This window comes from Bacillota bacterium (assembly GCA_030705925.1).
GTDB lineage: Bacteria > Bacillota > Clostridia > Oscillospirales > Feifaniaceae > JAUZPM01.
In genome coordinates, this window is record JAUZPM010000008.1 from 35,728 (window position 1) to 50,726 (window position 14,999).

At 41.2% G+C, this 14,999-nt stretch carries 17 protein-coding genes; 2 read left to right on the forward strand and 15 right to left on the reverse strand.

Going from position 1 to position 14,999, the window contains the following annotated elements; all coding sequences use genetic code 11:
- Nucleotides 1–3: 3 nt before the first annotated feature.
- Nucleotides 4–642, forward strand: coding sequence for an SGNH/GDSL hydrolase family protein (locus tag Q8865_02450; GenBank protein MDP4152289.1), 639 nt, complete (start codon nt 4–6; stop codon nt 640–642).
- Nucleotides 643–695: 53 nt separating this feature from the next.
- Here Q8865_02450 and Q8865_02455 read toward each other — a convergent pair whose 3' ends face one another.
- The 10 genes from Q8865_02455 to Q8865_02500 all read right to left on the reverse strand — a co-directional run bounded on the left by Q8865_02455 (nt 696) and on the right by Q8865_02500 (nt 9,912).
- Complete coding sequence (locus Q8865_02455; GenBank protein ID MDP4152290.1) at nt 696–1,361, reverse strand: TrkA family potassium uptake protein; 666 nt, start codon at nt 1,359–1,361, stop codon at nt 696–698.
- A gap of 16 nt (nt 1,362–1,377) precedes the next feature.
- A complete protein-coding gene (locus tag Q8865_02460) occupies nt 1,378–2,028 on the reverse strand; it encodes an NAD-binding protein (protein MDP4152291.1) in 651 nt (216 codons plus the stop codon).
- Between the two features lie 12 nt (nt 2,029–2,040).
- Nucleotides 2,041–4,839: a cation-transporting P-type ATPase gene (locus Q8865_02465; GenBank protein ID MDP4152292.1), complete on the reverse strand. Its 2,799-nt coding sequence runs from the start codon at nt 4,837–4,839 to the stop codon at nt 2,041–2,043.
- Nucleotides 4,840–5,039: 200 nt separating this feature from the next.
- The gene (locus Q8865_02470) at nt 5,040–5,972 is read right to left on the reverse strand and encodes a hypothetical protein (protein MDP4152293.1); all 933 of its coding nucleotides are present in this window, start codon (nt 5,970–5,972) and stop codon (nt 5,040–5,042) included.
- A complete protein-coding gene (locus tag Q8865_02475; protein ID MDP4152294.1) occupies nt 5,953–6,687 on the reverse strand; it encodes an RNA polymerase subunit sigma in 735 nt (244 codons plus the stop codon). Before Q8865_02475 ends, Q8865_02470 begins: the two co-directional genes overlap by 20 nt.
- A gap of 96 nt (nt 6,688–6,783) precedes the next feature.
- The gene (locus Q8865_02480; GenBank protein MDP4152295.1) at nt 6,784–8,190 is read right to left on the reverse strand and encodes a cadherin-like beta sandwich domain-containing protein; all 1,407 of its coding nucleotides are present in this window, start codon (nt 8,188–8,190) and stop codon (nt 6,784–6,786) included.
- A 237-nt stretch (nt 8,191–8,427) separates the two neighbouring features.
- Entirely contained in the window at nt 8,428–8,640 is a 213-nt protein-coding gene (locus tag Q8865_02485) for a hypothetical protein (protein ID MDP4152296.1), read from the reverse strand.
- Between the two features lie 100 nt (nt 8,641–8,740).
- On the reverse strand, nt 8,741–8,950 hold the full coding sequence (locus Q8865_02490) for a helix-turn-helix transcriptional regulator (protein ID MDP4152297.1): 210 nt from the start codon (nt 8,948–8,950) through the stop codon (nt 8,741–8,743).
- 5 nt (nt 8,951–8,955) lie between these two features.
- Nucleotides 8,956–9,267, reverse strand: coding sequence for a DUF6442 family protein (locus tag Q8865_02495; protein ID MDP4152298.1), 312 nt, complete (start codon nt 9,265–9,267; stop codon nt 8,956–8,958).
- Between the two features lie 201 nt (nt 9,268–9,468).
- Entirely contained in the window at nt 9,469–9,912 is a 444-nt protein-coding gene (locus Q8865_02500) for a DUF4234 domain-containing protein (GenBank protein MDP4152299.1), read from the reverse strand.
- Nucleotides 9,913–10,218: 306 nt separating this feature from the next.
- Here Q8865_02500 and Q8865_02505 point away from each other — a divergent pair, with 306 nt between their 5' ends.
- Nucleotides 10,219–10,584, forward strand: coding sequence for a hypothetical protein (locus Q8865_02505; protein MDP4152300.1), 366 nt, complete (start codon nt 10,219–10,221; stop codon nt 10,582–10,584).
- 99 nt (nt 10,585–10,683) lie between these two features.
- Here Q8865_02505 and Q8865_02510 read toward each other — a convergent pair whose 3' ends face one another.
- The 5 genes from Q8865_02510 to Q8865_02530 form a co-directional block, all read right to left on the reverse strand.
- Nucleotides 10,684–11,247 (reverse strand): hypothetical protein, encoded by a 564-nt coding sequence (locus Q8865_02510; GenBank protein ID MDP4152301.1) that lies wholly within the window; start codon nt 11,245–11,247, stop codon nt 10,684–10,686.
- A complete protein-coding gene (locus Q8865_02515; protein ID MDP4152302.1) occupies nt 11,228–11,563 on the reverse strand; it encodes a helix-turn-helix transcriptional regulator in 336 nt (111 codons plus the stop codon). Before Q8865_02515 ends, Q8865_02510 begins: the two co-directional genes overlap by 20 nt.
- A 171-nt stretch (nt 11,564–11,734) precedes the next feature.
- Complete coding sequence (locus Q8865_02520; GenBank protein ID MDP4152303.1) at nt 11,735–12,367, reverse strand: methyltransferase; 633 nt, start codon at nt 12,365–12,367, stop codon at nt 11,735–11,737.
- 62 nt (nt 12,368–12,429) lie between these two features.
- Nucleotides 12,430–13,185, reverse strand: a complete 756-nt coding sequence (locus tag Q8865_02525; protein MDP4152304.1) for a nucleoside phosphorylase — start codon at nt 13,183–13,185, stop codon at nt 12,430–12,432.
- Between the two features lie 38 nt (nt 13,186–13,223).
- Nucleotides 13,224–14,999: S-layer homology domain-containing protein (locus Q8865_02530; protein MDP4152305.1), on the reverse strand; the 1,776-nt coding region annotated here is incomplete at its 5' end.

Below are 14,999 nucleotides of genomic sequence, written 5' to 3' on the forward strand. Positions count from 1 at the left end.
ACAATGTCAGTTCAATTCAGATGGCAGGACTGTAAAATGAACGCACTGGGCGATAGTCTCACAAAGGGCGACATATCGGGAAAAGGTCTTCAAGGCATTCCGTGGACAGGCCATATGAAAGACTTAACGGGGCTTTACGAATGCAGAAATTACGGAATAAACGGAAACAAACTTGCTTTGGAAAAAGGAATGGCTGAGAGATATGTAGAGATGGACAATGACGCTGATGTAATCAGCGTTTTTGGAGGAATGAACGACTTCTGCAAAGGCGTTCCACTTGGCACTGTCAGCGACAATGATGTTTCCACCTTTTTCGGCGCAATAAACGTTATGATTAATGGGCTATACAAAAAATTCCCCCGAGCCGAAATATTTTTTATCACGCCGCCAAAATGCAAAAGCTCGTTTTACGGATGGGAGTCTTTCACTCCGAACACTTCCGGCCACATATTAAAAGATTACAGAGATGCTATTTTAACAGCCGCCGATATTTATAGTATACCTGTTCTTGACCTTTACAGCTGTTCCGGCATGAGCTGTTATCTTGACGATGGCACATTCCGCCCCGACGGTCTTCATTTCAGCAATGCAGGTCACGAGCGGTTGGCGCATAAAATAGCAGCGTTTATGAATACGCTGTAATCGATACCTTAAATATAACAAAAGAGGCAGGATATGTCAACCCTGCCTCTTTATTATTTTGCTCCAAAAAGGGTATTCAGTTTTTCCTGAGATTCACCGTCTGTGAACGCGATTATCTCATCGCCTGCATTTATTATCGTATCACCGTGAGGAATCACGACTCCATTATCGTGATATACAGCAATAAGCACAGTATCCGCCGGTATATCCAAATTTTTGACCGCCTTGTTCACTGTTGCCGACTGACTGTCGACTTTGACCTGTACGATTGAATAATTTCCTCGGCTCATCTTCATCAGGGTCAGAACATTTTTTAGATTCATCTCTTCGACGACGATATGAGCCATCAGGTCAGCCTGATTAAGTCCCACGTCAACACCCATACCGGCATTGAACAGCCATGAGTTTTGCGGATTGTTCACGCGGGCGATCACACGCGGAACGTTAAACTCAAATTTTGCGATAGTTGAGGCAACAAGGTTTGCCTCGTCAGCACCCGTAACTGCGGCAACCACGTCGGCTTCCGTTATCCCGCATGACTCAAGTATGCTCGGGTCTGTCCCGTTCCCGAAAACTAGCACTTCAGGCGGCAATTCATTTTTGATTTTTTCAAAAACACTTTCGCGGTTTTCTATCACTTTAACAGTGCAGTTATTTTTTAAAAGCAAACCGGCAACATAAGCTCCGACTTGACCTCCGCCTATAATAATAACATTCATTGCTTTCCCTCCACTTCTAATAAAGACCCAGTAAAGATTTCAGCCTTTTTGTAGACGATGACAAAGCTGCAATATAAATAACATCATGCTTTTGCAAAGCCGTACCCATTGTGGGAAGGAAAGTTTTATTGTCACGGCTGATGGCGACAACATGTATTTCGCCAACAACAGTAAGCTCGTTGACGGTTCTTCCGACAAGAAGTGTGGGCGTATCAATTCTTACAAGCTCGACATTGCTGTCGCCGATAGTGAGAACGCTGTCAAGCTGGTTATAGCTAAGCATTTCAGTTGTGCGCAGAACGCCCCAGGTAGTGGTAGATATAGTCTGAATGCCAAGCGAGCGGTAGACCTCTGCCTTTCTCGGGTCGTACAGTCTCGAAATAACACGCGGGACTTTATAGATATTACGGGAAATCCGCCCGATCAAAGCATTTGCCTCATCGCTTTTGCTGCAAGCGACGATTGCGTCAGCCATTTTTATCTGCGCTTTTTCAAGAATACCACGGTCAAAGCCGACGCCAACAATGGTTTCTCCCTTGAAGTCTTTGCCGAGAAGCTGGAAAGCTTCGGGATCATTGTCAATAACCGTTACATTATGTCCTTTTTTCAAAAGGTTCAAAGCGAGTCCCGAACCCAGCTTGCCGCATCCGACTATAATGACTTTCATAATATAAACCTCCTACCTTCTTTTACTGTATTTCCGGAAAATAAGTTTTCTGAGTTCTTCTATAAGAACGAGCGGAATCGGCAGAATAATTAGGAACAACCATTCTTTAAGACCGATCGGCGCCGTGTTGAATATTCCCTGAAGGAACGGTACATATATAAGTGCGCTAAGCAAAAATATCTCAAATATGATGCCGAAAACGATTTTTCTGTTGCTGAATATCCCGACTTTAAATAATGATTGAACATTAGTTCGGCAGTTCAGCACGATACCTATCTGGCAGAATACGATGGAGGCAAGAGTCAAAGTCGTCGCCTGTCTGTAAACAAACCCAGTTGAGGCAAGCGGCACACTCGGCCAGCCATGCAGATAATTCACAAAGAAATATGCGCCCATTGAAATGACCGATTCAATTAGTCCATACCATAAAAATGCTTTTATAATAAGGTTTTTATGAAGTAAAGTGTCCTTTCTTGACCTCGGCGGCTGATCCATAACACCTTTTTCAGGAAGCTCACATCCAAGACCAAGCGCCGGCATCATATCTGTTCCAAGATCGACAGCAAGTATCTGCATTACGGACAGCGGCAGCGGGATTCCGCCCCTTGAGAACAGGAATGCCGCTGAAGGCACAGCCTCCGGCGTGTTGCTGTTTAGGATATAAAGCAAGAATCTTCTGATATTGCTGTAAACCGCGCGGCCTTCCTCGATTGCCCTTACGATTGAGGCGAAATTGTCGTCCGTCAAAATCATATCCGCGGCTTCCTTTGCAACGTCAGTTCCCGAAATGCCCATTGCAACGCCAATATCAGCCTTTTTAAGTGCCGGCGAGTCGTTGACTCCATCACCCGTCACTGCAACAATGTGTCCCATTTCCTGCAGACAGCAGACGACTCTGTATTTCTGCTCCGGCGCAACTCTTGCGAATATGATCTCATCTTTAAGGGCCTCTTTCAGCTCATCATCCGAAATATTTTCAAGGTCAACGCCTGATAATATGCGCGGATGCTCGCCCTGAACGATCCCTATGCGCTTTGCTATGCTCTCAGCGGTAAGTCCATAGTCGCCGGTTATCATTATGATTCTGATATTAGCCTTGTGGCAAAGTGCAACTGCGTCGGCAACCTCCGGTCTTGGCGGATCGGCCATAACTACAAGCCCTACAAAAGTCAGATCCTGCTCAACAAGTTCTGGCGTATATGCGCTAAGCGCCGCCGGAAGATTGCTTTCCCTTGATATTAATCTATATGCGACAGCAAGAACCCTTAAGCCGTTTCTTGCATATTTATCATTTGCTCCAACTATCTCACTGCGCTGATCATCAGTGATTTTTTCCTGCTTGCCGTTTAAATATATGCTTGTACAAAGATCCAAAACTTCTCTCGGCGCACCCTTGATATATGCAATGCGGTTGCAGCCGTTTATGGGGTTATCCAGCTGGTGAACCGTTGTCATCCTTTTACGTCTCGAATCAAAGGGCAGTTCTCTTATCCTTGGCGTAAGCGACGCCTGTTTTTCAATATCTATACCGGCTTTTTTTGCAACGACACCGAGGCAAGCTTCCGTCGGATCACCTAAAACAGTATATCTGCCCGATTCTTCTTCCGGGGGGACGACACGAGCATTGCTGCAAAGTCCTGCCGCTGTAAGAAGCAGATTCAGTTCACTATCGGTCTTCGCATTGATTTCCTTTTCTCCGTCCACGACCTTGCCGACAGGGGCATAGCCAAGCCCTGTTACCTTTAATTCTCTGCCAGGCAGCCACAGATTGTTTACAGTCATCTCGTTTTGTGTAAGCGTTCCGGTCTTATCAGAGCAGATAACAGTGGTGCACCCCAGCGTTTCAACAGCAGACAGCCTCTTTACAAGGGCGTGTTCCTTGACCATCCGCTGTACAGCCATAGCAAGTGACAGCGTAACCGTCGGAAGAAGGCCTTCAGGAATAAATGCCACAATCATGCCAAGTGCATAAACGAATGACTGGGCAACCGGTTCTTTTACGAAAAATATTGCGGCAATGAAAAATATAATTCCTATGCTTAACGAGATAATTGAAATCTGTTTTGTCAGTTTATCAAGCTCTTTTTGAAGAGGGCTTTGTTCCTCTTTCATAGACTGTGTCAGATTGGCGATCTTGCCGAATTCAGTCTGCATTCCGATGGTCGTTACAACAGCTTTAGCTGTGCCGCTTGCAACACTGGTGCCCGTGAAAATAAGGTTTGGAACTTCAAACCTTGAGAGATCTTCGCGAAGAACAGGCTCATGCGTTTTACGGACAGGGTTCGATTCGCCTGTAAGTGTCGATTGATTCACCTGAAAATCGCTGCTTTCTAAAAGGCGCGCGTCTGCGGATATCTTGTCGCCCTCCTGCAGCAACATTATGTCCCCGGGCACAAGGTCTTCAGCCAGTATCTGCTGTTCCTGCCCGCCTCTAACGACCCTTGCATAGGAGGGCAGCATACTTTTAAGCGCTTCAGTCGCCTTTCCGGCTCTATACTCCTGCCAAAAGCTGAAAACGCCGTTGATGACGTTTACAAGCCAAATAGCGATTCCAAGTTCGGGCATGTCGGCAATTATTGCGATAATGCCGCCGATCCATAAGAGGATCGCCATAAGACTTATGAAATTAGACAAAAACACCAACCAGATCGGTTTTCCTTTTTTCTCGCTTATCACATTCTTGCCAAACTTATGCTGGTTTTCCTCCGCTTCTGAGGCTGTCAGCCCGTCTCTTCTTGTCCCCAGAGCAGCAAGAGCTTCATCATATGTTTGCTTGTAGATGCTTTCATTAACATTCGTCTTTTCTTCCATTTGCAACCAATCCTTATAATTACATATTACAAGTAATATACTATATCCTTTTTTTAAAATTGCAATATTTAATTACAATTATGTGTATATTATAGTTCTTTTTTCTAATTTTTATTAAAAAAATAGCAGATAAGCCAATGACTTATCTGCTCAGACTGTCGAAATATTACACGCACCGAAAAAGCGATTTCATATAAACTTTAGTTGCTTTTTCCCTTGCCCGGATTATCCTTTTGTGACTGCCCCTTATTTAAAGAGGCGTCCGTTTTATTTACATCTTTTTTAGAATTTGAATTATTTTTTTTGCTTTTACTACTGCTCTGTTTTGAGTTACCTTTATTTTTGTCTGCGGATACGGCGGCTTCATCAGTTTTATCCTTAGCAGGTTTAACTTCAGGTTTCGTCTCTTTTTTGTTTTCTTTTATCGCGTCCATGATTTCTTTAACAGGTTTCTTTAACCATTGTTCACGGTCTATACTCTGCGAGTCCGGCGCGCTCTCCTCAAGGTTCTGAACGAGATTAAGTTTGCCTGGCGTAACGCCCAGTTCATCTGCTTCTTTTACGCGCTCTTCGCCGACGCTGACAGCCTCAATGTCAGTTTCTTCACTGTGATTCTTTGTTTCGGTTTTAATCCCGTCACGCAGCTTTTGCGCAAGATTCTCTGCCTTTGTTTCATTTTTGCCGGAGGTCGAAATTATTATCCCTCCGCCATTTTCAGCCTTTAAATAACCGTCGTCAGTAATTTGCTTTACAGTTTTATCAACAGCTTCTTTTATATCTTTGTGGCGAAGGTTATCGGCGCCTATTTCTTTCAAAATCTTTTCGCCATCACTGTTTACTGCTTTTACAGACAGCACTCGCTCAAATCGGTTGAGTGAATATTCTATCGATGGGTTAACGTCAAGCCCCACATATGAATACGGAGTGAAGTATGCTAAAGTGCTTGTGGTGCATAGCATCAGAACTGCGGCGGCAGATGCCGACCATGCGGCAATTTTTTTGTCTATTCTTGTTTTCTTTATCTCGATGATCTGCCCAACGGCATAATTTTTGTTTTTGACTTTAATTATCCTGCTGTCGTCTGCTAAAGCCGCCGCGTATTTATCTCGAAATTCAACGATAACAGCTTTCATGTTCAATCTCCTTTTTGATCGATTCCATATATTCGCCAAGACAGGGATAATCTCCGGTCAAGATTTCAATTGCCGCTATTATATATCTACGATGACGCTCTAAAATTTTTCGGGGAATCTTGCAGCTTTTTTCAATTTCTTTTATTGGTAATTGTCTATACAAACGCATATCTTGAATAAGAAACGTGTTTTGCACTAGAAAGGATATCGCCTTTGCACAGGCTTTTTGGGTCTTCCCTGCTTTCGGTGAGCATCCGGTAAGGTCGAAAAATGAGAATCCATATTGTGAAAATGTCTCATTTGCCGCTTCAATCTCAACCTTAAGCTGATCATTGCTGTCCTGAGCTTTTTGCTCAACCACCTTACGGTAAATCGCAAGATCATCATCGTAATCCTCGGGGTCTGTGTTGAATACGGCTGGGTTTACCACAATCTCATTTTTCTTTTTCGAGTTTGATCTGTAGTAATCAATTAGCTTTCTTTTTATCACCACATTTGCGAAACCGAGAAAGCTGCCTTTTTTCAAATCATAGGTATTAACCGCATTAGTAAACGCAGAAAGCGCCAGCGACCATTCATCATCGCTTTTGGTTATATAGCGATGTGTTGCCCGGGAGGCGCACTGTAAGATATATGTTTCATTTATACTGATAAGTTCGTTTAAAACCCGCTCATCAGCAGCGGCGCTGACCGCCATCTGATCCAAATCCCGCATCCGCAATCTCCTAACGCAATTACTGTATTCATTATAACACTAAACAGTATACAAAGCCCTCGGTTTTTTCTGGAGGGCTTTGTATGCTATTAAGTTTTATTTCTTTTTGGAGTTTTGGTGCTGAGCTTTGCCTGACTGATGAGATTTAGCTGATTTTCCCGGGGCAGCGGGCTGAGCGCCATTTTTCCCGTGATTATTGTCCTTGACAGATTTATCGGATTTTTTATTCTCTTCCCGTATTATAGTTACAGTATAAGTTTTGGAAGCGTCACCGTTTGTCACAACGATCAAAACCTTATTTTCGCCGACATTCAGTCTTACATTTCCGCCATTGGTATTTCTTGTTGTAAAAGGTGCACCGTTTATTGTAATCACTGCATTTTTATCTACAGCTTTGGGAATCAGCATTATTTTTTCTCTTGCATAGGGAACGCTTACTGTGAAATCAGTCATATTCGGATTATCTTTTAGTTTGATATGAGCAAGATTTATGCTCTTAAGATCCACAGAACCAGCTGTGCTTGTTTCTTCAGGCTGTTTGGTAATTGTTATGCTATATGTCTTTGTTACCTCGCCGAGTGTAACAACTATCGCAGCATCTGTTTTATCCTCTGCGAGAGAAATATTTGCTTTTCCGTCCACAAGGCCTACTCCATTAACTGTAATTACAGCGTTTGTATTAGCAGCTGTGGGAGTTATCTCGACCTGCTCTGTATCTGACGGGACAGCTGCGGTATAAGAAGTAACTTCTCTGATAAAGTCAGGTGCAAGGTTTCCGCAGCTTAATGTTATGGAAGTAAGATCAGCATCAGTGAAATCCGCTGGTTTTTCACGAGTGACTGTAATGTTATAAACTTTAATGTTGCCGTTTTGGGCTGTGACGTTAACAGCGATTAAATTTTCTCCTTCATTAAGCGCTAATGGCAAAGAAGAACTGCCGGCTTCAATGACGGCATCGCCGATTTTCACTGTTGCAGTGGGCTGTTCAGCAGTTGGGGTCACTGTGATGCTTTCAACAGCGTTCTCAACGTTTGCTTTATACTCAGTAACATCGCTTGAAAACTCTGGATATAATGTGCCGCTGCTTAATGAAAGTCCACTAAGATCAGCAGAATCTTCCGCTGCCTGTCTTGTAACTGTAATAGTGTAAGTTTTTGTCGCCGAGCCATCTTCTGATGTTACAACAACGGGTATCGTATTTTCTCCTTCGCTAAGCTCAACAGTGACAAAAGGCGTAATGCCTGTAATAGCTATATCTTTTACTGTCACAACACCATTGTCAGCAGCTGCCGGTGTTACCGTCACGCTGACTGTAGAGTATGGTACGTTTGCGCTATAGGCTGTGATATCGCTTGAAAATTCAGGGGTAAATACAATATCTCCGAGGCTTAAGGAGCTTAAGCCGGCGTTTGACGACGCAAAACCGAACACGGCTCCACTCGCGGCAATTGCAAAACATAAAGCAAAAGCACAAATCATTCGTAATACTTTTTTGGTTTTCATACCATTCCTCCAAAATCTCTTATTTAGTACGCTATTACTTAATTCGCTTTGAAGGTTTATTATTTTGGGGTATCCATGAAAAAAATAAGATGCTGTTGCAAAATAAATTTGCGAAAGCAGCTTAATAAATACAAAAATGCGCTTTGAAATGGCTTTTGGTGGCCAAATCAGGGCGCATTTTGTGCATTATTTTTCTAAAGGGGCGTCTTGCAACAGCCCCTTACTCGAAACTAAGTATTACACGTTTTTAAGTTCTTCTAAGGTATGGTCTATTTTTTCCTGAGGAACACGCCCCCTTGCAAACTTTAAAACGTCGTTTAGTGACATATTCCACGCCATACGCATAAGCATAGGATTCACAATATTCGAAAATTCCTGTTCAAGTATATTTTTTGCTTCAGGATTAGAAGCTATTTCACCTATTGTAATCTGGTTATTTTTAAGATCCATCTATCTGCCCTCCTAAAATGGTTTCATATCATTGTATGTTATTATATTCCTTATCGTGTTTTGAATATTACTTTTTAATCTATATAAAAAAGGTATTATTTTATTCAAAGTAAAAGACATCTTCAAAACTTTTATCGAGAGCAACGCATATAAGCAAAGCCAGCTTGGCGCTGGGGCAAAATTGCAGATTTTCAATCGAACTTATAGTCTGTCGCGAAACATTAACCATTTCGGCCAAATCGCCCTGTGATATTCTCTTTTCAGCGCGCCACATCCTAATGCGATTATTAAATTTCAATTCATTTTCCATTCAAATTACCACGTTTGAAAAATATAGACCAATAAAAATCCAACAGCAGCAATCATACCGCAAACAGCTGTTAACAGTGCGCTTTTGGTTTTAAGAATCCTGTACTGTGAAATATAGTTCACTCCTAGATACCCCCAAAAAATCGCCAATAGGTCATAGATTTGAAGACCTTTAAAAAAATTGTATAGGACAAGTAAAACAAAAAATATGCTAAGTCCCCATGCCCCGGACTTGCTTGACTTATTTTCAATAAACTCTTTACCTTCATCTTTAGGCTTTCCAGCTTTATTACGGTTTAATATTTCGTCACGATCCATTTATAAAACCACCTTTCTAATATAAATGGATTGTATAATATTCTTGGCTTTTTGTCAAGTATGCAAGACAATATTTCTTTCATACTTGGCTATTTATATATGACAAGCATTGTAACAATATATTAAAAACCTCCAATCGTATTTTGATTACGACTGGAGGCATAGTATTCTCGCGTTATAATTTTGAAATTTATAATTAAATTAACCATTTATATTATAGTGTTCTGCAAGCTTATTGCTGGCAGTTGCAAGTTTATGTAGGTAAATAAAAGGCCCGACTATAATTAAAGAGCCAAGCACATTCCATAACCAATAATCTTTTGCGCCAAAATCGTATTTTATGTTACGACGTATCAACTCACAGCTAATACGTTCTGAAATTTTGTGAAACCATACTAAAAAAGCAATACCAATCGTTACCGGACCGACTAAAAACGCTAATAGACAATAATGCATCGTTTTTTGACCATCGTAACGACTTGCAATGATGTTAATGTCACTTGAAATGCCTGAGAAAAACACTATAGGATAAATTCCTAATGTAACTATTCCTAAAAGGATCAATTTAGCTAAACTACGATTTTTTTTCAATTGCCCAATCGGCGCAGTTGATACCTGATAACTTTGTGGTGTTTGCGCACCCATTCGAAAGCCCCCAATATAATACATTTTTTGCTAAAATTTCTTATATAATACCTCAATTCTCCTTTTATGTCAATATGTTTAAAATGGATATTGTCAGCATAATTGTATTTAACTGCTGTTTTCGTAACATTATGTTTCTTCAAACATTCTATTAGCGATCGCCTATATTGCAACGTTAATGTTTCTTATTCATAGCGAATATACAGTTCCCTTGCTTGTTTTAACATATCAGTTGTAATTCTACATATTGAAAATTATTACAATATGTGCCATAATATGTTGCAATATATAAAGGGGGAATTGTACGTGAAACATTTTAAACTTATGGGGGTTTTCTTGTGTTGCCTGCTATTGTGCATTAGTTTTGCATCATGCAGCAGCAATAATGACAAAAGAACGATGGATGATTTTATCAAAGCATATCAAGATGCAGGAATTACGGTTGATAAAAGTGAAAAGCCCTTTTTCTCAATGATCGGGGCGATAGATGGGGTAATCTTTGACATAAACGGCAGTACTGTTAAAATTTATCAATATAAAGATATAGCTACTTATGAAAAGTCAAAAAAAGATTATAATATGATTTCTAGCTGGCCAGTAAATGGTGTATTCGTGTTGGAATCAACTAATGCAAAGGCTACGGAGATTTTTAATAGCGTAAAACGAAAATAGATTTTTTTGGGACGATTTACGGTTTAACAGTGAAAAAAGCAGGTGTAGGTACAGCTTTTGTACCTACACCTGCTTTTTCCTAAGCTGTAATTAAACAGCTCACTTTGTGGCAAGGTTAAAAAACATAATGAGGAAAAAGTTAATATATGCCGTCCATATAACTATTTTCGGCGGAAGCAGCTTTTTGAAAATTATATTGAATAGACTGCCGATATACAAAACTAATAGTGGCGCCGATAAAACCATTCCGTTTATAACATTAGAATCGATTGCATGCCAGCCCAGTCTTCCGTTATCCTGACCTGCAACAGATAAAAAACCGGAGAGAGAGAATGAAAATCCGTATACAGTCATTAGAAATATTATTATAAAACTGCTGACTATTACCCATTTATTGTAGATTAATTTTTTGATATCCATAACTTGGTCCTCCCGATAAATTTTATTGAACATTTTTGCGAGTTTACTCGGTTCTTCAAAAGTTTTGATAGTATAGCTTATACTGCCGCTTAATCCGTAACCCTGTATCAAATATTCGTTATATTTGTCATAAAGGTTCTGTTCAACCTCCAGACAAATATGCTTGTTGACATCCGAGTTTGTATTCAACCCTCCCGATAATGCTTTTATGTAAGCATCAAATTCAGGAATTCTGCTCTCCATAAATGATTCTCCCCATAGTACCCATAAAGGTTTTCCACTTTTTTCTTTCCTCTTCAACTGTCTTTTCGCCCTTTTGGGTAATCCTATAGTATTTTCTTCCCGGTCTTCCCTGTTCCTGCTGGCTCCAATAGCTTTCGACAAGCCCGTCCTTCTCCAGCTTATGAAGTGCCGGATAGAGGCTGCCCTCTTTTAATTGAACCTCATCGTTAGTTAATAGTGAAATCTCTTTTGTAATCTCATAACCATACTTATCGCCTTCGAGCAGTGCCGAAAGCAATATCAGAGACATATTTCCTTTTATTGAGTTGCTGGGCATAATGTCGTCACCTCCTTTTTCTATATATCATTATATACTATATACCTAGAATGTCAATGTATATAGAAAGAAATTTTTTCTATATAAAAAACAGCAGCAGAAATTATCGTCTGCTGCTGCTTAAGGAATATGTATATCTGGACATTTTTTTATTTACTGCCGGCATTTTACTCAAAATACGAAGCCGGCAGCACTAAATAGTGCTGCTAATACAAGTGCGGCGATTTGGCTCCTTGTTAAAAGGATGCAACTTACATTCTTGATATATACATTATATTCTTCGCCAAAGATTGGCTTTAGCTGCTTTTTTTCTTCGATAATTGCATTGGAATATTGAATAATTATAACTATCAGTGCAATGATCATTCCCGCAAAAGACCGGAGAGAAAGCATAAAGCCAGCCTGCAGTATGATAAATGTTCCGTACATTGGATGCCTCACCTTGGCATAAAAGCCATTAACCAGTAATTTTTGCGGCATATGGCCTGTTTCACTTCTAGCACTGTGGTTTTGAACCGTTATCTTTGAAAGTCTAACGGTGCCATAGCAGTTTAGGATAAGTCCGAACGTAAAATAGACTAAATCAGCTTTTATAAATCTTACGCCACCAACAGCAAACCATGTTTCGATGTCACCCCAGGGTCGAAAATCCGGAATATAGGCAAGGATATATCTGGCGAAATAATAAAGTAAAACATACCCTGCGATCCCCCATACAACACCACTGTACCTCTGTAGAACGTTGTTTTCCTGCAGCTTGTTATAGTATTTATCAAAATGAAGTTTCTCTTCATATTTCCGCATAATTATATCTCCTTTAAGCGTAATTACAAATTAAAACGCCTATCGCTTCATTTATTCTCTAATCAGATTCTTAAAGCTAACTCTAAAGCCATATAAAAACTTTTTATCTGATGGGTTCCACCTGCATCCCCGAGTATTCGCCGATCCCATTCAGGAGAGTCTAAAAGGTCACCGCTAATTAAAAAATTATATAATTCAAGATTTCTGAAATCACACACTGCCTGAACCCCTGCACATTCCATTTCAACAGCAATACACCCTTCAGCCTTCCGCTTTTCCATGTTGCCGCGCGTTTCACGGTAAAATGCATCGGTTGTCCAAGTTTTTCCTGTTACATATGGAATTCCAGCTTCACTTAAAAATGAAGCAACAAAATCAGAGTTCTTTATCTTTATATAATTTGATGCTTTTGCATAATGATATGAAAGCCCCTCATCCCGATAGGCGTCCGTCGGAACAATAACTTTACCTTCGGTAATATCTTTATCAAGACAACCACATGTTCCGAACATGATATATTTTTTAGCACCAATGAGACAGTGTGTTTCTTCAATGCACGCTCCTGCGCCAGCCGAACCGATCATTGTCATATAAAAAGCAATATCTTTTCCTTTATAGTTCAATTTATAACAAGGTATAGACCCGTTAGCGCTTTTAATTTCAGCAATTTTTACGCATGCAAATTGATTAATAATTTTAGCTATGATTTGATTAGAAAAAGTAATTATACATATGTCGCATAACGCCTTGTGAGTTCCATAAATTTTTTCCGGAGATATAATCACTTCAGTGGCCACATCAAAAGTATCGGTTATCATTTTCTCTCCTCACTGTCATAAATAAAATTCACAAAATATCAAAACGTTTTAGATAACAGGTTGTACAACACCTGAGCCATCTGTGCCCTGCTTGTATATCCCAACGGATCAAGCTTTCCGCTGCTTCCGGAGATTATCCCGCCCGACACCAATGCGTTCATGGCGTCAAGCGCATAGCTCGAAACAGAGTCAGCGTCGGAAAAGCTCGAAACAGTTTGGCCGTTTGCACTTACTGAAAGTTCATTTATTGCCTTAAGCACTCTATAAAGCAATACCGCCATATCCTGTCTTGTTATCATTTTGTCCGGTTCAAACTTGTTGTCTCCAACACCCCCAGCTATTCCAAGCTGCTTTGCAGCCGCCAGATAGTCTGTATAGTAAGTATTGCCCGCATCTGAAAAATTGCTGGAATTAGCATCAGGGCTGATTCCATAAGCACGCATCAGCATTACGAGAAACTGACCTCTTGTAAGTGGGGCATCCGGATCGAAACAGTTATTGCTGGTGCCTGTTGTAATGCCTCTGGCGGCAATAAATGTTACCGCACCACTATACCATGCGCTTCCCGAAACATCACTGAACATGACCTTGTTGTATCCCACCGCATACTTGGAAAAATGCGAGGTTGTGAATTCCGCCATGCCTGTTGCTGTATTGTATGCGCCCTTGACAGTTTGAAGTTTTCCCAAATCGTCTATCCAGTAAACTACTATTGCTCTCGGATCTTCTCCGTCTTTCAAAGCATACGGCAAAGCAACGTTAATAGCACCGCCGCCGAATGTTGAAACATGTGCGCTGCCAACCATGACAGACAAATCGTAAACCGGTCTGTCTCCAACAGCTTTCTGAAGCGAAGAAGACAAGGCTGAATTATCCATAACAGCGATGCTGACATCGACATTGCCTGAAGAAGACGTTTTGCTGATGCTGTCAACTGCTTTACTGTCAAATGTAATTGATCCTAAACCGGTCTGAACTTTAACATCAGCATTTGTTTTGTCGGCAATATTGTCAAACGCACTCCTCTGCATATCTGCAGTAACTGATGCACTATCTGAGGATGAATTTACACTTATAATAACATTTGAAGATTTGCCTTGTTTTTCTGCGTCAGCGGCACTGTCTGCCATATTATTTAACGCAGAGGCTGCGACACTTGCTGTTACTTTTCCCAGCGCGTCACTTTTTCCGGCGGTTGTTGCAGTAAGGGTCGTAGTGTTTCCGCTTGTCTCCTGCTGTACATCCGATGCCGTTTTTGTTGTCCCGCCTCCTGAAAAGCCTGGTTGCGCTGCCGTATATCCCGGAACAATTACTATTACGTCTGCGCTTGCGTTATATCCGTCTTTAGCCGCATACCTCACGTCGTATGTTCCAGCTGCAAGACCGGTTATCACAGTTCCTGTAACGGCAGTATAATTTGTGTCTGCCGAGAGTTTGTATTCCATTGCCCAATCAGTACCCGTTATCTGTCCATCGGTGTTCCCCGATGTCGTCGGCGCAACACCTGTTAATCCTGTTGGCGCAGGCTGATCCTTGATCTGTTCAGTATGAGAAGCCACTGTTACCTCTGTATCCGGGCTTGCGTTATATCCGTCCTTCTCCGCATATCTGACATAATAGGTTCCCGGTATCAAACCTGTAATCGTTGTCCCTGTTACAGGCGTATATGTGGAATCGCCGCTTAGTCTAAATTCCATATCCGTCGAAACACCCGTTATCTGCCCATCGGTGTTCGCCGATGTCGTCGGTGCTACTCCTGTTAATCCCGTTGGCGCAGGCTGATCCTTGATCTGTTCAGTATGAGAAGCCACTGT